Genomic DNA, 22131 nt, shown 5'->3' with positions numbered 1-22131 from the left:
CGGGCAGCTCCTCCGGGGAAGGGGTTGGGATCGCCCGCGAACTCGGGCATCCTGCGTGGAACGGACGCCCGACCGGGGAGCCGGAAGGCTGTCACTCACCGGTCGGCCGACCCCGCACGTGCCCACCCCACCGGACACGGAGAACGCTCATGAGCAAGGGTCTGACCTGGGTCTGAGGACCGGCGCAAGAAACCGGGGGCGGGCGGCATCCGCTGTGCCGCCCGCCCCCGGGCCGGTTCGAGCGCCCGGTCGGCCACCGGGCGCTCTCGTGTATCGCATTCTCTGGATCCGGGCCGGGCCTGGGCCTTCGGTCCCGGTTTCGGGTCCGGGCAGCATGGGGCCGCATCCGGCCGCTGCCCGGATCAGTCCCCGGAAGCGTGCTCGGAACCGTCCCCGGCGGGCCCCCGCGCGGTCTCGTAGGCCCGGCGGAAGGACCGGAACCGTTCCAGCTCGGCCTCCAACGGTCGCACGACACGTTCCCCTGCGGTCTCGCGCAGGCTCGCGTCCGCGGTTCGTTCGATCTCCTCCCGCCGCTGGACGGCCGCGACCTCCACGAGGTTCCCGCAACCGACCCCCGTGAGCCAGCCGACCACCAGCGAGGCGGCCACAACCGCGCCCGAGTAGGCGATGAAGACCGGGTCGTCGAACATCCGGAGGCCGGTGATGCCACCGCCCGTCCAGCTCACGGCCGACACCAGTGCCCAGGCCGCGCCCACGCCGGCAACGCCCAGCAGCACGTACTGCACCAACCGTGCGAAGCCCCACCAGGAGGGGGTCCGCTCCGATCCGCGCACCGCGGCGTCGACGGTCTCACCCAGCTCGGTGGGCAGCTCCCCCACGCCGGAACGAGCCGCCGCGCGCAGACGTCGGCGCCACATCGACGGCATGCCCTCGGAGACGCTGTCGGCAGCCTCCACCAGGGACTTCTCCAGCTCGGCCTCGTGCGCGTCGACCCGGCCGGACACCCCGTTCTCGGTGTCGCGGCGCACGAAGTCCAGCTGCACCGCGGCCAGGGGATCCTTGCGCAGCTTTGCGAGTCGGCGCGCCACCGGCCACCCGACCCGGCGTCGACCGCGACGCACGTCGTTGGCCTCGGTGACGTCGGCGACCGCGCTGACCCCAGCAGCGTTCGACAACCCGTTCTGCAGGGAGGATCGCACTTCGGCGGAGACGGTCGTGGGGATCTCCCCCTCGCCCCGGAACGGTTCGAAGTCCCCGATGACGACGTCGAGGTCGGCGTCGAGCCGGTCGACCAGGGCGCGGCGCTCGTGCACGGTCTCGACCAGGAAATCGCGCAGATCGTCCACGCCCTGGTCGATGGTGGTCGAGGTGGTGACGATGCGCGGGTGCACGCCCGACTCGCTCTCCAGCAGGCGCCGCAGGTCGGTGAGCAGCTCCTCGAGCTCGTCGTTGCCGACCCGGTCGACCTGGTTGAGCACGGCCACGGTCACCGCACCGTGCCCGGCCATCTTGGCCAGATAGCGATGGTGGACAGCGGCATCGGCGTACTTCTGCGGGTCGAGGACCCACACGAGCAGGTCGACGGAGCCGATGAGCCGGTCGGCCTCGGCGGTGTGCATGCTGCGCACCGAGTCGTGGTCGGGCAGGTCGAGCAGGACCAACCCGTTCATCTCGGAGTTGCCGGAGTCGAGCACACCCGTGCGCGAGTGGCGGTAGCGCTCCGGGACCCCCAGCCAGCCCAGGAGTTCGTCGGCGCCCTCGTGCCCCCACACGCAGGCGTGCGCCTTGGAGGTGGTGGGGCGGGTGATGCCGGTCTGCGACAGTTCCAGGCCGCACAAGGCGTTGAACAGGGAGGACTTGCCGCTGCCGGTGCCACCGGCCAGGGCGACGACGGTGTGGTCGCCGGACAGGTTCAGGCGCGCACCGGCGTGCTCCAGGAGCTGGGTCGAGCGTTCGGTCACGTGGGAGGGGAGTTCGCCCTCGCCGAGTTCGTGCAGGGAGCCGAGTGCGTCCAGGCGTTCGACCAGTTCCTCTCGGGTGGAGGTGCGGGCCGGGCGCCAGGTGTCGTGGTTGGTCGGGCGGTACTCGTGCTCGTCGGAGCCGGCGTCCGAGCGGTCGTCGGAATCGCCGTCGGGGTCAGAAGCGCTCTCGAGGTCACCGGTGGCGCTGTCGTCGGGGCTCACGGCCCGGAAGGCGCCCGACATCGGCGAGGTTCCCGGCACGCGGTGCGGCAACGGCTCGGGCTCGTCCGGACCGCGCTCCGCGCCGCCCGAGTCCTGCGCCGACGCGTCGGAGACCGCGGAAGCTGCAGACACAGCGGCACCGTCGGAGCCATCGGGGTCGTCGGCGAGCAGGTCACCCGCTGAGTCCCCCGAAGACCGTCCGCCCTCCGCGGCCAGTGAACCGGAGGCATCCCGGCCGGCCGCGCCGGTGGGTTCTGCGGGCTCCGCGGTCCCGTTGGCACCAGTGGGTCCGGTCGTCTCGTGGGCCCCGTTCGCAGCGACCGGGGTGTCCGGACGCCCAGCGGCCTGCCCACCCGTGGTCTCGGAAGTGTCCGAAGGAACAGGGGTTCCTGTGACGCCTGTGGCCCCTGCATCCCCACCCCCGGTTACCCAGGGCCCCTCGTGCACACCGTCGGAGCTGCCGGTCCCGGACATCGCCCCGGTTCCAGCAGCGCCCGTGGACCCGGCCGGCCCGGCACCGCCCGCTCTTGCGGCGGAGTCCTCGGGGCGGGCCGCCCAGGGGCGGACCGTCTCGGTCCAGGACCCCTCCGCGGGGGTCGAACCGGACCGGGACCGGGACCGGCCCTCGGGCCGAACCGTCTCGGTCCAGGAGTCCTCCGCCCCGGGCTGTGCCGCGGCCGCATCGCGACCGGACACCGCGGGGAACGACCCGGTCGACCGGCCCGCGATCCGGGCGTCGTCCGCAGCGTCCGTGAGACTGCCGACCCAACCCGCGAGACCGTCGGGATCGTCGTCGCCGCTCTCGGGACCGGGCCCTCCTCCCGGCCCCGCCGGACGTGCGTGACGGCCGGTGGAACGCGGCTGTGGCTGCTCCCCCGGACCACCGGGACCCGCAGGGGCCGGATAGCCGGTGATCCCGTCGTAGCCGGGTTCCTCGGACTCGGACTCCGTGCCCGTCTCACCACTGTGATCCGGGTGCTCGGGCACCGGCATCGTGTACACGCGCCAGGGGCCGGGGTCGGGTTCGGCATCGGCACGCTCGGGGGCCGGATCCGGGTCCGCCGCCGGAGACTGCGCGTCCGATCCGTGCTGGGCCACGCGGTCCGTGCCGGCGCCCGCGTCCTTCCCGTTGCCGTTGCCGTTGCCGTCCGCGCCGGGCTCGCCCTGGTGCCCCGCAGGGTTCCACTGAGTCGTCATCGTGTTATCTCAAGGTTGTACGTGGCCTGGTAGAGCTGGACAGCGGCGTCCTCCGACGGGACCCCCGCCGACGCGAGCGCGGTGTCGAAGGGCAGGCGCTCACGACGGAGCAGCCCCTCGATGCGCTCCCGGAGGTTGTCGCGTGCGGTCGCGCCCATGCTGCGCAGAGACGGCGCTCCGAACAACCCCTTGAGCAGGCGCTGCGGTGAGGGTCCGGAGGTCTCGGCGGCGTGGGCTCCGCCCCCCGACTGGCTGCGCTCGTAACCGAGCAGGTCGATGATCAGGACCAGGGCCACAACGTCGTGGTCGAAGGTGACGAACCGGGCCACGGAACGCTTGGTGGCGCCACTCGCCGCGGTCATCTCCGCGATCTCGCGCTGCCACTCGGCGATCTCCTGCCGGATCTGCTGCGTGAGCATCCCGGTCCCGGGCTGTTCGAGCGCCTTCGCCGCGAGGTCCCCGCCGCCGGAGACGGTGCGCCACTGTTCCCCGACCTCGTCGGAGGCGCGCTCGCTCGCCGAGACCACGAGGGCCTCCAGGGCGTCGCGCACCGCACGTTCCAGGGAAGCCACACGCTGCCCGCGTTCGGCCTGCTGCGCCTTGGCCTTGCGGCCGCGCTTGCTGCGCATCTTCAAGGTCTTGGCGAGCTCACCGCTGGCGGCGACCTCGTGCCAGCGCGCCAGCAGGGTTCCGCGTAGGAGGGAGCCGTCCCCCAGGCCGGAGTCAATGCGACGGGCGGCACCGGCGTAGGCCTCGTCCACGACCGTCTCCAACTGCCGGGAGAGCTCGATCTGCCCCTCCACGCAGCGGGCGAGCTCGGGCACGCGCTGGGCGAAGCTGTCGATGACGCCGATGAAGGTGCGGCGGGAGACGCGGTCGCGCTGCTCGGCCTCGCCCGCGACGTCGGCGAGGTAGTCGCGCACCGGGTCGGCGACGTTGGAGGTGAAGCGTTCCGCGGAGATCTGATCGGTCTCGGGGACGGCGAACCGGGTGGCGTTGCCCAGCCCGTTGGCCTCCAGCATCGCGCCGAAGTGGTCGAGGAGCTGGCGGCGGCCCTTGCGCGGAACCCGGGAGAGCACCACGGCCAAGGAGGTGTCGCGGTCCCGGGCCACCTGCAGGAACTCCCACACGCGGGCGTCGGCGTAGCGGGTGCTGGTGGTGACGAACACCCACAGGTCGGCGGCGTCCAGGAACTTGGACGCGAACTCGTGGTGGGCGGCGACGGCGGAGTCGACGTCCGGGGTGTCCAGCAACGCAACCCCGGGCGGCATGGCCTCGCTCGCGGCGAGCACGAGCATGCCGTCCTTACCGGGCATCGCCAGGCCCTGCTGGCGCACGCGCGGCAGGGTCGGGATGAAGTGCGACTCGCTGAACCAGTCGACGTCGGCCGGGTTGCAGGCCAGCACGGGGCTGTTGGTGGTGGGCCTGCGCACGCCCGTGGTCGTGACCTGCTCGCCCACCAGGCTGTTGACCAGGGTGGACTTGCCCGCGCCGGTGGACCCCGCCACGGCGATCAGCAGGGGGATGTCGGGGCGGCGCACACGCGGCAGCACGTAGTCGGAGAGCTGGGCCAGGACGTCGGCCTGGAGCTCGGCGCCCTCCTCGGCACCGGGCAGGCCCTCGGCGAAGCGGAGGTCCCGGATCTGGGTGCGCAGCGACTCCAGGACCTTTTCGAAGCGGCCGTCGTCGGCGGACGGAGCGCGGTGCTTGGCCGGCCCGGCGGGGATGGGGACGGTCGGCCCCCGGCGCCCGGCGGCGTGCGGGGGCCCCGCCTCGGGCACGTCGTGGTGCCCTTCGGTGGTCTGGTCGGAGGTGGCGGCCGGTCCTGGGTCGAACCGGTCCGAGGCACCGGAGCCGGTGGCGTTCGGTGCAGCCGACGGCCGGGTCATGATCGGTATGCCCTCCTCATCGGTACTGATCTGTCCCCACCGGCTCGGACGGACGCCGCCGGAGGGGTCTCACTGGAGATCGCGCCCGGTCGCCAGTCGACGGGTCTCGAACTGGGTTCCCGTGTGCAGTATGTCAAGTTCCCGCGCTGTTTTGACCACTTCTCCGATGATCACCACCGCCGGGGGCCGCACGTCGGCCGATCGGGCCTCGGCGGCGATGGTGGCCAGAGTACCCGTCACGGTTCGCTGCCCAGGCAGCGTTGCCTCCTGCACGACAGCGACGGCGGTTCCGGGGTCGCGACCGTGTGTGACCATCGCCTCGGCGACCTTGTCCAGGCGCTCCACACCCATGAGTACGACGACAGTACCGCCCGAAGCCGCGAGCCCGGCCCAGTCGACGGTCGAACGCGGATCGTCGGGCGCCACGTGGGCGGAGACGACGTGCGCGCTCTGTGAGACGCCGCGGTGGGTGGTGGGCACACCGGCAGCAGCAGGGGCTGCGAGTGCGCTGGTCACACCCGGCACGGCCAGGACCGGAACCCCGGCCTCGGCGCAGGCCGCGGCTTCCTCCCCGCCGCGGCCGAACAGGAAGGAGTCGCCGCCCTTGAGCCGCACCACGAACTTGCCCTGTTTCGCGCGGTCGACGAGGACCTCGTTGATGGCCTGCTGCGCCATGGAACGACCGTAGGGGATCTTGGCGGCGTCGACGATCTCCGCGTCGGCCGGGAGGCTGTCGAGCAGGGATGTGGGTGCGAGCCGGTCCACGACCACGACGTCGGCTTGGGAGAGCAGTTGCTGTCCGCGGACCGTGATCAGGCCCGGGTCGCCGGGGCCTCCACCGACCAAGGCCACACCGGAGTGGCGTTCACGGCCGCGGCGGGCGTCCAGAGTTCCGTCGGCGAGCTGTCCGGTGACGGCGTCGCGGAGCCCGGCCGCACGGCGGGGGTCACCGGAGGCGACCACACCCACGGTGACGTCGCCGACGCTGCCGCTGGCCGGGGTCCAGGCCGCGGAGGCGTGCCGGTCATCGGCGCGCACGCACCACAGGCGGGCGCTCTCTGCCTCCTCGGCGACGGCGGCGTTGACCGCGGGGTCGTCGGTGGCGGCGTGGACCAGCCAGTAGGCGGCGGCGTCCGGGCCCGCGACGTCGCCGGGTTCGTAGCCGCGCGCGTCCCACGTGAGGTGCCCGGCGGCGGCGAGGTCCTCCAGCACCGTTGACACGGCAGGCGAGATGAGGTGCACCCGGGCGCCCGACTCGATGAGGACGGGGATGCGACGCTGGGCGACCCTTCCCCCTCCGACCACGAGCACGTCGCGTCCGGCCATGCGCAAACCAAGGAGATAGGTCATGGGCGCTCCCCTTCGGTCGTCCGGCCGGCCCCCGGCGACGTCGGCGGGGTACGTGTGGGTCGGAGACCCACACCGCCGGCGCTGATACGGCGATTCCTATGTATCACCTTGTCAGAGAGGTGTAACACACAGGTAAATCGGGGCACTTCGGACGGTGTGACCCGCCCCGCACCCGGGGGCGGGCACGGGGCGGGACCGCACGTGCGGCCGGCCGCGCGGGGTCACTGGGCAGCGGTGATCCCGGAATCCTCGAAGGTGGCCACCGAACGCAGGGCGCGCGCCGAGGCCTGGAGCATCGGCAGAGCGAGCAGGGCGCCCGAGCCCTCCCCCAGCCGCATCTCCAGGTCGACCAGGGGGCGCAGGCCCAGGTGGTCGAGGGCGACGGCATGCCCGGGTTCGGAGGAACGGTGCCCGGCGAAGCAGGCGCTCACCGACTCCGGGGAGATCGCCGCGGCGGCCAGGGCGGCCGAGCCCGCGATGACACCGTCCAGGAGGACCGGAACGCGCGTGGCGGCACCGCCGAGCACGAACCCGGCCAGAGCGGCGTGCTCCAGTCCTCCGAGGGCAGCGAGGGTTCCGACCGGGTCGGAGGCGTCCACCGGGTTGGCCTCCAGGGCACGGCGGACCACGTCGACCTTGTGACGGTGGGCCGCCTCATCGGCACCGGTGCCCACGCCCGTGGCGTCCTCGGGCGAAGCGCCCGTGTAGGCGCACACCAGGGCGGCGGACGGGGTGGTGTTGGCGATGCCCATGTCGCCGGTGATCAGGCACCGGTGGCCCGCGGCGACCATGTCGCGGGCCACCTCGATCCCGGTCTCCAGGGCCTGGAGGACCTGCGGGCGGGTCATGGCCGGGCCCTGGGTGGGGTCGGCGGTGCCGCGGGCGACCTTGCGGGGCAGCAGTCCGGCGGACGGCGGGAGATCGGCGACCACCCCCACGTCCACGACGGTGACGTCCGCACCGACCTGCGCGGCGAAGGAGTTGACGACCGCTCCGCCCGACAGGAAGGTCTGCACCATCTGCGCGGTGACCTCCTGCGGCCACGGGGTGACCCCCTGGGCGTGCACGCCGTGGTCGCCCGCGAACACCGCAACAGCGGCGGGTTCGGGGATCGGCGGCGGGCACTCGCCGGAGAGGCCGGCCAGGCGCACGGAGACCTCCTCCAGGACACCGAGGGAGCCCGGGGGTTTGCTCATTCTGCTCTGACGGTCTCTGGCCTCCTCGACGGCGCGGGCGCTGAGCGCTCCGTTGGCGGCGATGGTCTCCTCCAGCAAGCTCGTGGGTTCCCGGCCCGGCAGGCCGCGGCGGCCGTAACGGTCGTGGTGGACCGCCCAGGACAGGGGACGTCCCTTCGCCCAGCCTCCGAGGCCGAGTTCGGGTTCGGTGGGGAACTCGTCGACGTGGCCCACGCACAGGTAGGCGACGACGTCGAGGTGAGGGGGCAGGTCGAGGGCGCGGGCGACGTCGCGTTCGTCGAGGAACGAGACCCAGCCGACCCCGAGGCCCTCCGCGCGGGCAGCGAGCCAGAGATTCTCCACGGCCAGTGCTGCGGAGTAGGGGGCGCTCATGGGCCGGGAGTCGCGGCCTGCGGAGGGCTGGGGCCCCCGCGTGGGGTCCACGGTGACGGCGATGTTGAGCGGGGCCTCGAGGATCGCCTCGACCTTGAGTCCGGAGAAGGCGTGCGCGCGGGTGCCCGGGAGGGAGCGCGCATGGCCTTCGCGTTCGGCGCGGGCGAGATCGTGTACGCGGGTGCGCAGGGCGCGGTCGTCCACGACGAGAAAGTCCCAGGGTTTGGCGTGGCCGACACTGGGTGCCTGGTGGGCGGCCTCGAGTACACGGGTGAGGAGGTCGTGGGCGACGGGGTCGGGGCGGAACCCGACCCGGACGTCGCGGCGTTCGCGGATCGTGCGGTAGACCGCCTCGCGCTCGGCGTCGGCGTAGGCCTGGCCGGCGGCGGTGCGGACGCGGTCTCCGGAACCGCGGTGGGGTGTTGGATCGGCGTGCGTTTCCCCGTCGCCATGCGGTGCTGCATCGGCACCCGGTTCGGCCGGGTTGCGCGGTGCCGCACAGGATCCGCTCCGCGCGCCCTGCCGCTCGTGCTCGCCGTGCGCTCCGTCCGCAGCGGGCGCGGCATGCGCGCCGGATGCGGGCGCAGGAGCCTCGGCCTCGTCCACTTCACCGGGCACGACAGGCCCGTGCTGCATCTCCGGGGCAGAAGGCACCGCAGCGGTCGCGAAGCGCTCAGCAGCCCCGGGGACCGCGGGCCGGTCAGGAGACTCCGGGGACGCAGAAACGTCGGAATCCTCAGGGGGCTCCGGAACGTCCGTCACCTCGGGCCGTCGAAGGGCGTCAGAGCTCCCCTGCGTTCCTGACGCGCCGCTGAGGTCGGCGCCGGCGTCCTGACCGTCGGCCGCAGAGGCGTCCTGCGCCGCACGGGGGCCGTACTCGGCGCCCGCGGCGGCCGACGGGTCATCCGCACCCTGCACGCCGCGGGTGGCCTGAGCTTCGTGCTCACCCTGCGCGTCACGCGCGCCATCCGCGACCTGTGCATCACGTGTGGCGTGTGTGTCATGTGCGGACCTCTCGGCGACACCGTAGGGCTCGACGTTGAGGTCGAAGCCGGTCGCGTGCCCGCCCGCGGCGGACGGAACCGTGTGTCCTCCTGCACCGGTCCTGCTTCCGGTACCGGTGTCGGCGCCTGCGTTCTCGTGGTCCACGCCGGTTCCCGCACCGGCCGCGTTCGCCGGCACCTGGCTGTGGGCGCCGGTGTCGCCCCCATCGGCACCCATGGCGGCGGCAGCGGCTTCACCGGTGCTGCCGGAGCCGGCCGAAGCACCGGCCACCGGGGCGTCCGTCCGGGCGTGTGCCCCCCGCGCACTGCCCGTTGCATCGGCACCGAGCGGTTCACGTGCGCCGAGGTCGTCGGGTGCACGGTCTTGCTCTCCGAGCGCCGGAGGCGCTTCCCGTGTTCCGAGCGGATCCGGCTCGGCGGACCTCCGGGGTTCCTCGGGAACGTGTCCGCCGGAGGCCGATGCCCCGGGGAGGGGTCTCTGCGGCCCCTCCGGGGCAGGAGAACCGGGTTCACCGGAGACCCCGTGCACAGCTCGGCCGGGCGCGGGGTTCTGCTCAGGCGCAGTACCGACGGACGAGTCGTCCTCGGGCGCCCGGGCTGCCGGAGCCTCCGGGGCTCCTTCGGATGCCGAGGGGCCCGGGGGGCCCGTGGCAGAGACCGGCCCCAAGGGGTCGGCGTCGGTACTCACCGGCGGACCGGTGGGCGGGGGTGCATCCGCCGGGGCCACGCCGGGCGGGGGATCTGCGGCACCCCGGGCGGCGTCGCGCGGAAGGCCCGAGCTGCCGGGCTCCTCCGCCTCGGCCTGCGGGCCCGGCTGTGCACCGGAGCCCGGATCCGGCGTCCGGAAGGGGTTGGCAGGGGCCGTCTCACCGACGTCCCCGATGCCGCGTCCGCTCTCGGGCAGTCCGTCCAACAGCCCGCCGAGGAGCGCTCCGGCCTCTCCCTCACCGTGAGCGACAGCCGGGGCGCCGTCCGAAGCGTTCGCCGACGCATCGGCGTCACCGGCCCCAGGATCCCCGGCAGCCCTCGCGCTCCCCGGAAACCCGGAGAACCCCGGCTCCGGACGGCTGCCATTGCGGTCGTCGTCGGTCATGTTTCGCTCCCCGGAGAGGTCGACCGCTGCCCGTCACACCCGTTCCGGCGCGGGGAAAAGATGGAGGAAGGAAACCCGCGCCCCGGGCAGCGCCACCCGGCCCGTCCGGGTGCCCAAGTCACCCACAACTGTGCCAGAGACCGCCCGCGCCCGTTCCTCCGAGACCACCACGAACGGGACGAAGCAGGCAGCGGGCGGCCGAGGAAAACCGGATGCGCTGCCCATTTCCGCCCCATAGCCTGACCCCCACCCCCACCGCCGGAACGAAGGGAACCCACCCGCCGTGAGCGATCTCCAGGAGAAGAAGATGCTGCCCTCGGTCGTGCTCGAGACGGACCGGCTCCTGCTCCGGGCCTTCATCGAGGACGACATCGATGACGTCCTGGCCACGTGCAGCGACCCCGAGCTGCAGAAGTGGATCCCGATCCCAGCGCCCGACACCCCCTACACCCGCAAGGACGCCGAGGAGTGGTGCCGTGAGGTCTCGCCGGGCATCCGCACGCGCGGCGAGGGCCAGCAGTGGGCAGCGACCGAGGCCGGCGGCGGCCGCCTGGTCGGGGCGATCGGCCTGATGCGCGTCAACTGGGCGGCCATGAACGCCGAGCTCGGGTACTGGACCTCACCGTGGGCGCGCAATCGGGGCTACATGACCGAGGCGGTCGTGGCGGTGTCACGGTGGGCGCTGGACCAGGGGTTCCGGCGCATCGAGATCAAGGCGGCAACAGCGAACACGCCGTCCCGCAGGATCCCGGAGCGCACAGGCTATTCGTTCGAGGGCGTGGAGCGCAGTGCGATGCCGGGCCACGGCGGGACCCGGCACGATCTGGCCGTCTACAGCCTGCTGCCGTCGGATCCGCGCCCTTGAACGACTGCTCCGGGATCGACGGATCTCGCGGCCCGACGCCGTCGGCCCCGCGAACGGCAATCGGCCCGAGCCCGCGTTCGGGGCCGCGGTCACCCTGAGCCACAAAACCGCGGGCCCACCGGAACCACCGGCTCCGCGCCGATCCACGCATCCCCGACCCGTGTTCCGGGTGTTCGGGGCAGGCCGGCACCCCGAGCCGGTTCCACCCTGCCCCATGCCACGGCCGCCCGGCCACCGTCAGTCCCACACCCGCGAGAGCGACCACTGCCCGCTGGCGGTGTCCTTGCGTAGTTCGTACACCCCCTGCGCCCGTACGGTTCCGGCCTCCACACGCCAGTGCCACCGCTCGGGCACACCGCCGCCGGGCACGGGCGCCCAGTCCATACGCACGTTGACCCAGTGGTCGATGATACGGCGTACCCCGTACACACGCCCGTCCCAGGTGAACCTGGCCGGCCGCCCGTCGTCCTCCACGACCGTGATCTGGGCCCCGTAGTACCGGCTCATGTCTCCCCCATGTCTTGCTGTCTCCGGATTTCGTCGGACTCCGGCCCGGGGCACGCTCGACGCACCCGGCAGGCCCGGCCGCGGGGAAGGACGACCGTTCGAACAGGTGTTCCCATGGTAGCGAAATCGGGTCGGCCTTGAAACTGTTTCCACAGGCTCGGCATCCTCCTTCTCGACACCGTCTTCTCCACGCACGCCCACACGCCTCCCCACATACGCCGAGACCAGCACCGATCCCGCGCGACCGCCGTCGCGCCCCATCCCGAACCGACCCCCGAGGTTGCAGCAGTGACGTCGAACAGCGCCGGTCCCCCGCCGGGGGGACCCCCCGGCTCCGCGGGTCCTCCCGGCCCCTACGGCACCCCTCCACACCCCGGACCCGACCCCCGGAACCCGCCACAAGGGCCGTCCGCCCACGCCCGTGCGCCCCGCCCACCGGCAACACCCGGGCGCCGGCGCCTGTGGGTCTTCGGCGCAGGAACAGCAGCGGTGGCCCTGCTCGGCGCCACCGCGTTCTTCGTGTTCTCCGGGGGCGAGGGACCTCCGGAAGACCTCACGAGCCTCTACGCGACCGACTTCGCCACGAACCCGCAGTGGAGCGACAGCGTGCACGAACCGGAGGAGGACCCCTACGCCTCAGGACACCTCCCGGGCGAGGGTCAGGTGATGGCCTACGACCCGGCCGAGGAGTCCGACCCGTGGTCCGGCGCCGTGTTCGGGGTCCCGAGCGTCGACGGCGGCGACCTCCCGCCTTCCCTACTGGTCGAGGCGGACGTGCGGATCCTCGAGGGGTACGAGTACCTCTCCTTCGGTGTGGAGTGCACCGACGAGTACCACGAGCCCGACACGGACCCGGAGGGCACCTCGGACGATCCCGTACACCACGCCACCTACCGGCTCTCGGTACGCGCCGACGGCGAACAGGCGGACCTGACCCGGAACACCCCCGACACAGACGGCTCGGAGGAGCTCGCGAACGGCCCCGTACCGGACTTCGAGCCCTACCCGACGGTGGCCGGCGGAGCAGACGAGGACGACGATCCGGCCTCGAACAACATCAAGCTCTCCTGCGACTCCGACACCCGCGACGGCGACCGCCCCGGCCGCACCACCGTGAAGGCGTGGGTCAACGACCGGCTCGTGGCGCAGGCGGTCGACGAGAACACGGCGCCGACCGACCACGGCGGCCACGAGCTGGTGCGCAAACAGCGCATAGCCTACGACCGGGGTCAGGGCGAGCAGCCGTTGCGGGTGCTTTTCGAGGACTACAGCCTGTACGAGGTCGGCGGCTGAGCACCTGCGCGCCCCGAAAGACGTTCCCATCCCCGGGGAACGCCCCGGCTCCGGGCTCCCGAGCATGCCGCAGCAACCGCCTCGGTACCCTGTTGACCGCGAACCCGATCGATGATGCGAGGAACCCCCCACCGTGATGTCCAACGGCCACAACAGCGGCAAGCCTCTGCGTGCCGGCGATCCGCACGAGCTGAACGGCTACCGCGTGGCGAGTCGGCTGGGGCGCGGCGGCATGGGCACCGTCTACCTCGCCGAGGACGGATCCGGGCAGAAGGTCGCGCTCAAGCTCATCCACCCCGACCTCGCCGACGACGAGGACTTCCGCCGCCGCTTCGCGCGCGAGGTCGAGTCGGCCCGGCGGGTGGCGCGCTTCTCCACTGCAGGGGTCATCGACGCCAGGCTGGAGGGTGAACCGCTCTACATCGTCTCGGAGTACGTACCGGGCCCTAACCTGGACGAAGCGGTGCGGGCCGACGGCGCGATGTCGGGCGGCACCCTGGAGAGCCTGGCGATGGGCGTGGCCGCGGCGCTGACGGCCATCCACGGTTCAGGGATCATCCACCGCGACCTCAAGCCCGCGAACGTGCTGTTGTCCCCGGTGGGCCCCAAGGTCATCGACTTCGGGATCGCGCGCGCCCTGGACGACTCCGCGGGTTCGGTGACCCGGTCCAGCCAACTCATGGGGACACCCTCGTACATGGCCCCGGAGTTGATCCTGGGCGAGCAGCCCACGGCGGCAGCGGACATCTTCGCCTGGGGCTGCCTGGTGGCCTTCGCAGGCATCGGTTCGGCGCCCTTCGACGCCCCGACGGTGCCGGCCGTGCTGCACAACATCTCCTCCGCGCCGCCGCGCCTGGACGGGCTCGACCAGGGCCTGTCGGAGCTGGTGGTCGCGGCCCTGGACAAGGATCCACGCAACCGGCCGACCTCCCAGCAGCTCCTGGCCAGGCTCACGGGGCAGCCGCAGCCGGAGGAGGCCGAGGTCAACAGGACCATCTCGACATCGTGGTCCCCGCCTGCCAGCGCACCGGTCCCGGGAACCCCTCCTCAGGAGACAGCCGCGCACGGGGCCGGGGCCCCGGCCGCACCCAGCGGGCCCCAGCACCCCCAGAGCGGGCCGAACCAACCGCCGAGCGGCCCGCACCAGCCGGTGACGGGGCTGCAGGGGCAGGAGACCACCCCGTATGCGACCCCGCCGACCCGGGCCTACACAGCGCAGCAGGGGTTCGCGCCGTCCGGCGCTCAGCCTCCGCACCATCCGCCGGGCGGGCCGCAACAGCCCCACCAGGTTCCGCATGGCCACCAGCCGCACGCCGGGCCCCACCCCCAACAGCACCCGTACGCGCACGCCTCGCCCGCGCACGGACAGCAGGCATTCGCTGCGCCGGCCGGCCCCGGAGGCCCCGGTGTCCCCGGTGCCCCCGGGCACCCGCAGCCCGGCCCGGGCGGCCCCTCCGGTGCCGAGCGCCGCAAGCGCATCACGCTGCTCGCCGGAGGTGCCGCGGTCCTGGTGATGGTGCTCGTCGCCGTGTTCGTGCTGACCCGGCCGCCGTCGGTTCCCGACAACACCCTGTCGCTGTACGACACCGATTTCTCCACGCAGCCGGACTGGATCCAGGGTTCGTTCGACAACGGCACCCCGGACGACGACGGTTACTGGCCACAGGAGCAGGCGGCCCTGCTGCACGTGGACCCCACCAACCAGGAGACACGGGGCGAATGGCTCACGCGGGAGGACGAGGCCCTGCCCGACCGCGTGCTGGTCACGACCGAGGCACACGTGTTGGAGGGCCCCGGCGAGTCCACGTTCGGTGTGCGCTGCTGGGGCAACGACGGCGAGGACGAGTTCACGCACTACGACGGCGTGGTCCGTGCCGACGGGCAGCAGGCCGAGATCCGGCGTTCCTCGGACGAGTCCGGGGACAACGCCCTGGCCTCCGCAACCGACGTGTCCGGGTTCGAGGAGTACGAGCACCTCGAGGAGCTCGGGACCACCGACCCCGACAGTGACGAGCGCGCCGGGATCGCGGCCTACGACGCCTCCGAAGCGGTGACCAACACGGTCGCGCTCGCCTGCGAGTACGACGACGAGGAGGACACCCTCGAGCTCAGCCTGTGGGTCAACGACGACTTCGCGGTGTCCGCGGTGGACGACAACCCGCTGCCCGACGACGCCGAGGACGAGGAGGACCGCCGCCGAGCCGGGATCACGGCGCGTGCCGCCCCGGGGCACGAGGCCACCAGCGACGTGCTGTTCCCTTCCTTCACGGTCCACGAGATCTCCGACGAGAACTGAGCGGACAGCGGCCGGGAGCCCCGCTGTCCCCGACGGGCTCCGGCGGTCCCGGCCTCCTCTGCCCGAGCCCCGGCCACCGGTGCCCGGAAACGGCCCGCCTGCCGGGGGACCGGGACCGCGTCCCGCCGACCGTGACCGCTACTCGCTGTCGCTGTCCCCGTTGCGGGGCGCGGGCGTCGGCCCGCCACGGGCGTCCCCGGCCCTGCGCACGTCGTCTCGGGCGTCGGCCACGGCCTTCTCCGCGGCCTCGGCGGCGTGCATCGCAGCCTGCGCAGCGGTCGAACGTCCCGGGTCGGCCGCGGTGATGCTCCGCTGACCGTGTTCCTCCGCTCCCTGTTCCTTCTCCGTGGAGGGCGTGGCCTGCGCGGCGTCCCCGGCGAAGGCATGGGTGACGTTCTTGACCGCCTCGGTGAACTCGCCCGGGATGACCCAGAACGTGTTGCCCTCGCCCTGTGCCAGCGCAGGCAGGGTCTCCAGGTACTTGTACGCCAGCATCTTGGCGTCGGCGTCGTTCTCGTGCACCGCCTGGAAGACGCGCTCGACGGCCTGGGCCTCACCGTCGGCGCGCAGGATCGCAGCCTGCTGGTCACCCTGGGCCTCCAGGATCGCCTGCTGCCGGGCACCCTCGGCCTTGAGGATGCGGGACTGCCGCTCACCCTCCGCGTGCAGGATCGCCGCCCGCTTGTCGCGGTCGGCCCGCATCTGCTTCTCCATCGCCTCCTTGATGGTGGGCGGCGGGTCGATCGCCTTGATCTCGACCCGGTTGATGCGGATCCCCCACTTGCCGGTGGTCTCGTCCAGAACTCCGCGCAGGCGTGTGTTGATCTCCTCGCGGGAGGTGAGCGTGCGTTCGAGGTCCATGGAACCGATGACGTTGCGCAGCGTCGTGACGGTGAGCTGGTCGATGGCCTGGATGTAGTTGGCGACCTCGTAGGCCGCTGCCTTCGGCGCGGTGATCTGGTAATAGAGCACCGTGTCGATGTTGACGACCAGGTTGTCCTCGGTGATGACGGGCTGCGGCCGCGAACTGAAGACCTGTTCGCGCAGGTCGAACTTGCTGTTGACCCTGTCCACACCCGGAACGATGAAGTTCAGTCCGGGGTTCATGGTTCGGATGTAGCGGCCGAATCTTTCGATGTTGTAGGCCCGCGCCTGCGGCACGATACGGATCGCCGACAGCGCCAATGCGACGAAGAGGACCGCGAGGATGATGAAAGGAATGGCCGGATCCATCGTGTGATCACCTGGCTTCGGTTGGCTTCGGTGCCGCTCTGGTCCGGCACCGCCCTGAGTGCGTCAGGCACGCCCCGACTGGTTGTTGTCGTCGGTCCCCTCGGGTGCGGGCCCTTCGGGAAGGGCCTCGCGCGGGTAGACAACGGCCGTGGCTCCGTCGATCTCGACGACGTCCACGTGGGCGCCGACCGGAATGACCAGGTCCTCATCGATGCAGCGGGCCGACCACTCCTCGCCGGACAGCTTGACGCGCCCCTGGTCACCGTCGACGGGCTGCAGGACCACGGCCGAGCGACCCACGAGCGCGTCCGCGCCGGAGCGTGCGTCCGGTGTGCGGTCCATCTGGCGTTTGATGAGGGGGCGGACGAAGACGAGTCCGGCCGCGGTGGCCGCGGCGAACCCGATGATCTGCACCGCGACGGGCAGGCCGATCGCACCGAGGAGCGCAGCGACCAGCGCCGCGGTGGCCATGAGCCCGAGGACGAAGGTCAGTGTGAAGAGTTCGGCCACGCCCAGGCCCGCGGCGAGGATGAGCCAGATCAACCAGGCCGGCATTGTCGTCTCGACCCTCCCGCCTTCTTGTCGGGTACTGGTGTGCCTACCCACGCAAGCCGGGCGTAGCACCCGATTGCGGGTCTCCGTTGCCTTCCCGGGACCGCGGGCGGAAAAACACGTGGCCCGCGGCACGCCGCCCGGTGCCGCGGGCCGGGCCCCGGGCGTCCCCGAGGCCCGCGTCCGTCCCTCTCCTGCGCCTCCTATCGTCCGCCGGAGAACTGGTAGACGAGCTGGAACGTGGGTCGGTTCTGCCAGTGCACGGGCCACATGTCGATGCCGCCCACGGACTGGTGGATCACCGTGTCCGCGCAGAGCTGGTCGCCCGCGTCGCAGTGGTCGTCGCCCGGGTAGACGTCCTCGGCCGGGGTCTCGGCTGCCGCGGCCAGGCTCTCCAGCAGGACGGTGCGGCAGGTGTCGACGTCGCCCTCGCCGCAGTAGGCCTCGGGCAGGGCGCCGTCGACGTCCTCCCCCAGCACCGTGCGCAGATCCTTGTCGACGTAGGACCACCAACCGTGTTGGAAGGACGATCCCTGGTGCGGTTGTGCCTGAGTGACGTTGTCCGGCTCTCCACCGCCGAGCTGCCCCGAAGGGGACTCGTCGACCGAGACGGACGAGGTGATCTCCTCGAAGAGATCCTCACCCAGCCCCGGTTCGAACTGTGCGCGCACCAGCAGCGGCCACCACGCGTCCAGGACACGGATCGCCTCGGCGTGGTCGTAGGAGCCGGCGTCGCGCTCGGGTTCCTGGCGCCGGGCCCCGTCGTCGACCCAGGCGCGCAGTCCCTCAACGGTCTCGGCCAGCTCGGGGTCATCGACCTCGACAGAGTCGATGACCTCCAGCAGCAGCGGAAGTACCTCCTGCGCCCGCAAGTCGCCCACCCCCGCTTCGATGGACAGCGCGGTGAGCGAGGCCGGGGTGAAGGAATGGCCCTCCTCCATCGCCGACTCCACGCGGGCCTCCAACAGGTCGTTGCGGTGCACCGACCCGTGTGCCCAGTCCGCGGTGTAGCCGTCAGCGGGTTTGTTGTTCCAGTTGAGCAGGTGGTCGGGGTTGATCTCCTGCGGGTGGTCCTCCGGCGGGTGGTAGTCGGCGAGGTTGGTCTCGGGGTCCCAACCCGACCATCCGGCCTCGGAAGACGCATCGATGGGCATGTTCGGGTTGGTGCCCTCGGTCCGCACCGGGTTGGCCCCGGAGTTGACGAACGCGATGTCCTCGCTGTCCACGTAGTGCCAGTTGAACGTGTACTCGATGTCGTAGGCGGCCTCGGTGAAGCTCTCCGCCGAGGTGATCTCGTCCGGGTCGTTGAAGCGCTGGAACCCGACGATCGAGTCGACCTCCCGCATATAGGTCGAGCGCAGGCTCGTGTGCGCAACGGGGGTGCCGTCGACGGTCGCGAAGGACTCCACGAGCCCGTACTCCGACCGCAGGGACGTGAGCGTGTAGCCACCCTCCGGTGTCTGGTCGGCGACGGTGGGCGACCACTCGTTGGTGACGCTGAGCTCCTCGAACTCGGTGCACTCGCCGGAGGTGTCGATGTAGGCGCGCGAGTCGGTGGTCGGGTCGGACCCGTCGGTCTCACACAGCGGGACCGCATAGGTGTCGGTGATGTCGTGGTGAGCGGAGGTCGCGCTCCACGCGTAGTCGGCGCCGCGGCCCATCTGGACGTAGAAGCTCACGCCGGCGAAGGAGGCGCCGCGGGCGCTGATCCCCGGGCCCTGCAGTTCCTGGAGCATGAGCAGCTGCGGGGAGAAGTAGCCGGTCTGCGGTCCCATGACGGCGACGGGGTTGCCGCTCTCGGTGTGCTCGGCCGAGACGAGGAGGGCGTTGGACATCCCACCCGGGTCGAGGAAGTCCTCGGGCAGGACACCGTCGTTGAACAGGCCCTCGGCGACGGAGAGGTCGTCCTCCTCGATCATGCGGTCGAGCTCGTCGCGCTGCTCGTCGGTGAGGTCGCCGACGGTGCCTGCGCCGGCTCCGGCCTCCTCCGCGCCGGCAGGCGCAGGCGGATCGGCCGTCTCACCGCTCTCCGCGGAACCGTGCTCGTCGTGCACGATGTCGTACTCCTCGACCGAACCGCTGTCGGGCACGGATTCGCCCACGGCCTCGTCGGGGGTCTGGCTGTAGGGGAACTCACCGTCGACCGTGGCAGGGGCTTCGGGGTCGTTCTCCATGCGCCAGGCGTCGTAGGCGGCGAGGCCCTCCTCGGCCCCGTACTGGTCCTGGAACCCGGCGCGGGTCAGGGCGGACTGGACCTCGCCGCCTCCCCCACCGCCGAAGATGCCGCCGACCATCGCGGCGATGCCGACCACGTCGGTGGCGGTGAACGGCTCGATCTCGCCCTCGTTGGTGATGGCGTCCTTGTGGCCGGTGAGCACGTACTCTCCGGGGAAGCTGCGGTCGGAGTCGGCTTCGTCGATGTAGGTGTTGATGCCTACGAGGTAGTCCTCGACATCGTCCAGGGCCTGCTCCCCGCGTTCGCCCGAGGAGGCGACCCGGTCGATCTGTTCCTGCTTGTCCTCCTCGGTGTAGGGGGCGGTGCGCCACAGATCCTGTTCGAGGCCGCGGTTGTCCTCGGCCCCGCCGGCGAAGGAGGTCAGCTCACCGCGGCCGACCCGGCGCAGCACGTCCATGAGGAAGAGGCGATCCTCGGCGGCGGCGTACCCGGCGCCGTACATCGTGCCCTCGCGGGTGTCCCCGTGGATGTGCGGGATGCCGTGTGAGGCGTCGCGGGTGATCGTGACGTCCTCGCGCGGCTGATACTCCTCTCCGATGTCGTCGGAGTCGGCACCGAACCCTGCATCGAGGAAGTACTCGTCCAGTTCGTCGTCGGTGAGCCCTTCGTAGTTGTGAACGATGTCGTCGTACATGTCCAGCTGGCCGGAGGAGTGCTCCGGGCGGGTGCCGAACGCCTGGTGGGCGAGGATCTCCACGAGGGTGGCGTCGCCGTTCTGCCCGGGCGGCAGGATGTCGTGGCATCCGTCGGGAGCGCAGTAGTCCTCGAGTTCCTGGGCGGCGGGGAGCACGGGGGCATGTGGGGACTCGGGTGCCTGAGCNCGTGGCTGCTGCCACGGCCAACGCCACGCCCGAGGCGGTCGCGCCCAGGCGTCGCCTGCGGGAGGGAAGCATGTGCTGTTGTCACCACCTGGGGGGTGAGGGGCGATGGATCAGCGGCATGCTACCCAGCAGTAACCGAAACGCGAAAGAGTTTCATGTTTTTCGAGGAGCACGAATGAGCGTGGACACGAGGACCTGCACATTCACAGGTTTGACGTGATCGTGCTCGCACGCAGCGCCCACAGCCCGGCCGGTCGCACGGAAGCCTGACCCGGAACCTGGCCACATCCGGCCATGTGGGAACCCCGTACCTGCCGAGACCAGGACAAAAGCCGCGACGCCTCATCGACCCCCTGCAGAACCGCTCCCTCGCTGCCACAATCGAGCCATGTACCAGCAACCGGACCCCCACTCNGGCCTGCCGCCCAGCGCGGACGGCGGCGCCCTCCAGCCGTACGGCGCCGGCGACCCAGGCCCGCAGCTGCTCACACTCGGCGACATCTCCGTCTCCCAACACATGGTGGTGACGCCGGGTGGCCGTTTTCCGCTCCGGGGCAGCGTCTGGACCGTGACCGACATGAGCCGGACCGAACGCACCACCCCGGCCTGGGCGATCGTGGTCGCCATCCTGACCTTCCTGTGGACCTGCCTGCTCGGCCTGTTGTTCCTGCTCGTCAAGGAGACAAGGACGACGGGGCACATCCAGGTGACGGTGCAGCGGGAGGGCCACTTCCACGCAGCGACACTGCCCGCGAACTCGCCGATGGATGCGCAGCGCGTCCAGCAACAGGTGAACTACGTGCGCTCCCTCAGCGGCTGAACGGCCGGCGCGGACCAGCCCCCGATCAGGCGGCCACCACCGGCGCGCCAAGCACACCGTGCCCAGGGGCAACTCACACTCGGCCGCCACCCAAGGCCCCGCAAACCCGCGTTTGCTACTCAACGCGTTCGCCCATACACGTAGGGCATCCTAGAGTCGAGCGCGAAGAAGGCACGAGCATGCTGTCCACCCTGGCTCACCTACTGGTGATCGCAGGCCAGTGGTGGGTCTTCTGACCCGCCCGGGGCCGCCCGCGCGGGCGGCCCCGTCGACTTCACGAAACGCCGCAGGGGCAGCACGCCCGCCTGTGTTAATCACCGGTAACGTGGTGCGCGAGGCCCATAGCGACCGATTTGGTGGAACACACGTGGTAACGAGACGCAACTACGAATGACGGTAGTTGAGAGGCTTTGCCCTCCCGTGGGCGACATCTACGGAATACCCTAGAATGTCTGCCTGGTAGCCCTGGCACCGCGGAACGGACCCCGACCGCAGGACCGCCACCGGCTCCTCACCACCCGGCGCACGGCATCCACCCCGAGCCGACGAAGCGGCCCAGCCGGCCCGCCTCGCCCGCCGCCGCTGTGGAGACAACTTCAAGCGAGCACCCGTAGCTCAGTGGATAGAGCACCGGACTTCTAATCCGATGGTCGCAGGTTCGAACCCTGCCGGGTGCGCCAGTCCGGACATTGCGCGAACCTCCCTCCCCCTGGCGGAAGGGGGTTCCGCTTCGTCCTCGATCGGGACTCGGAAGACGGGCTGGATGCGCCTCGACCCAGTGACCCGGACCTCAGCAACCAGGTTCTGCACAAAGCTCTTCCTGGCCGAAGGGTTACCCTGAGTAAGCGCATCCCTTATCTGCGTACGCATCGCCATGGCTTCCTCCTCAGTCGGCTCCTGCTGCGGCGCCTCGCACGACTCGTTCAGTTCGCTCTCCCGATGACGCAGCTGCCCCACCGTGTCAGCTAGCTCCTTCAGCCGCGTACCGCACACCGACTCAAGCATGCTTCCTTCTTCGAACGATCGCAGGTACTTCTCGGTCGAGGCCTCAGTGGCCAGCTCGGTACGCACGCTTGCCAGCTCAGCGACGTGCTGCTCGACCACGATGGCATCGTCCCCCTCGGCGACCCGCAGCACAGCATCGACCGGAGGAGACTGCGTGCGCACGACACTCACCTCGTCGGTCACTGCCACCCGACGAAGTACCACGCGGTCCGGTCCTCGCCCGGCTCGTAGACCGCGCGCCTGTCCGAATCCGGGCGC

The 22131-nt window shown here is 71.5% G+C and carries 12 protein-coding genes and 1 tRNA gene; 5 read left to right on the top strand and 8 right to left on the bottom strand.

The annotated features are described in order from the left end of the window. Nucleotides 1–362: 362 nt before the first annotated feature. From D474_RS0104680 to cobT, 4 genes are all read right to left on the bottom strand, one after another. Nucleotides 363–3341: a GTPase gene (locus D474_RS0104680; protein WP_017612439.1), complete on the bottom strand. Its 2979-nt coding sequence runs from the start codon at nt 3339–3341 to the stop codon at nt 363–365. Beyond that, a complete protein-coding gene (locus D474_RS0104675) occupies nt 3338–5230 on the bottom strand; it encodes a dynamin family protein (protein ID WP_017612438.1) in 1893 nt (630 codons plus the stop codon). The genes D474_RS0104680 and D474_RS0104675 overlap by 4 nt, the downstream gene beginning before the upstream one ends. 69 nt (nt 5231–5299) lie before the next feature. Beyond that, entirely contained in the window at nt 5300–6580 is a 1281-nt protein-coding gene (gene cobA / locus D474_RS0104670; RefSeq protein ID WP_040703079.1) for a uroporphyrinogen-III C-methyltransferase, read from the bottom strand. A gap of 221 nt (nt 6581–6801) precedes the next feature. After that, complete coding sequence (cobT, locus tag D474_RS30875; protein ID WP_449289340.1) at nt 6802–8784, bottom strand: nicotinate-nucleotide--dimethylbenzimidazole phosphoribosyltransferase; 1983 nt, start codon at nt 8782–8784, stop codon at nt 6802–6804. A 1744-nt stretch (nt 8785–10528) separates the two neighbouring features. On the opposite strand from cobT, the gene D474_RS0104660 reads away from it, so the two are divergent. Next, nucleotides 10529–11110: a GNAT family N-acetyltransferase gene (locus D474_RS0104660; protein WP_017612436.1), complete on the top strand. Its 582-nt coding sequence runs from the start codon at nt 10529–10531 to the stop codon at nt 11108–11110. Between the two features lie 237 nt (nt 11111–11347). Here D474_RS0104660 and D474_RS0104655 read toward each other — a convergent pair whose 3' ends face one another. Continuing rightward, entirely contained in the window at nt 11348–11617 is a 270-nt protein-coding gene (locus D474_RS0104655) for a DUF6504 family protein (protein ID WP_017612435.1), read from the bottom strand. Nucleotides 11618–12106: 489 nt separating this feature from the next. Between D474_RS0104655 and D474_RS0104650 the strand changes: the two genes are divergently transcribed. Both D474_RS0104650 and D474_RS0104645 read left to right on the top strand, forming a co-directional pair. Continuing rightward, nucleotides 12107–12910, top strand: a complete 804-nt coding sequence (locus D474_RS0104650; protein ID WP_017612434.1) for a hypothetical protein — start codon at nt 12107–12109, stop codon at nt 12908–12910. Nucleotides 12911–13046: 136 nt separating this feature from the next. Continuing rightward, nucleotides 13047–15206, top strand: a complete 2160-nt coding sequence (locus D474_RS0104645) for a serine/threonine-protein kinase (protein WP_017612433.1) — start codon at nt 13047–13049, stop codon at nt 15204–15206. Nucleotides 15207–15344: 138 nt separating this feature from the next. Here D474_RS0104645 and D474_RS0104640 read toward each other — a convergent pair whose 3' ends face one another. The 3 genes from D474_RS0104640 to D474_RS0104630 form a co-directional block, all read right to left on the bottom strand. Next, entirely contained in the window at nt 15345–16439 is a 1095-nt protein-coding gene (locus D474_RS0104640) for an SPFH domain-containing protein (protein WP_017612432.1), read from the bottom strand. Nucleotides 16440–16502: 63 nt separating this feature from the next. Continuing rightward, on the bottom strand, nt 16503–16994 hold the full coding sequence (locus tag D474_RS0104635; RefSeq protein ID WP_017612431.1) for an NfeD family protein: 492 nt from the start codon (nt 16992–16994) through the stop codon (nt 16503–16505). 200 nt (nt 16995–17194) lie between these two features. Further along, nucleotides 17195–20017: a penicillin acylase family protein gene (locus D474_RS0104630; RefSeq protein WP_017612430.1), complete on the bottom strand. Its 2823-nt coding sequence runs from the start codon at nt 20015–20017 to the stop codon at nt 17195–17197. A 419-nt stretch (nt 20018–20436) separates the two neighbouring features. Here D474_RS0104630 and D474_RS0104625 point away from each other — a divergent pair, with 419 nt between their 5' ends. Then, on the top strand, nt 20437–20868 hold the full coding sequence (locus tag D474_RS0104625; RefSeq protein ID WP_017612429.1) for a hypothetical protein: 432 nt from the start codon (nt 20437–20439) through the stop codon (nt 20866–20868). A 604-nt stretch (nt 20869–21472) separates the two neighbouring features. Continuing rightward, a tRNA-Arg gene (locus tag D474_RS0104620) sits at nt 21473–21548 on the top strand. Nucleotides 21549–22131 lie beyond the last annotated feature (583 nt).

The sequence above is a fragment of the Nocardiopsis salina YIM 90010 genome, from assembly GCF_000341025.1.
Classification (GTDB): domain Bacteria; phylum Actinomycetota; class Actinomycetes; order Streptosporangiales; family Streptosporangiaceae; genus Nocardiopsis; species Nocardiopsis salina.
The sequence above is the reverse complement of the archived record's forward strand: the minus strand, read 5'-3'. Positions and strand labels throughout refer to the sequence as shown.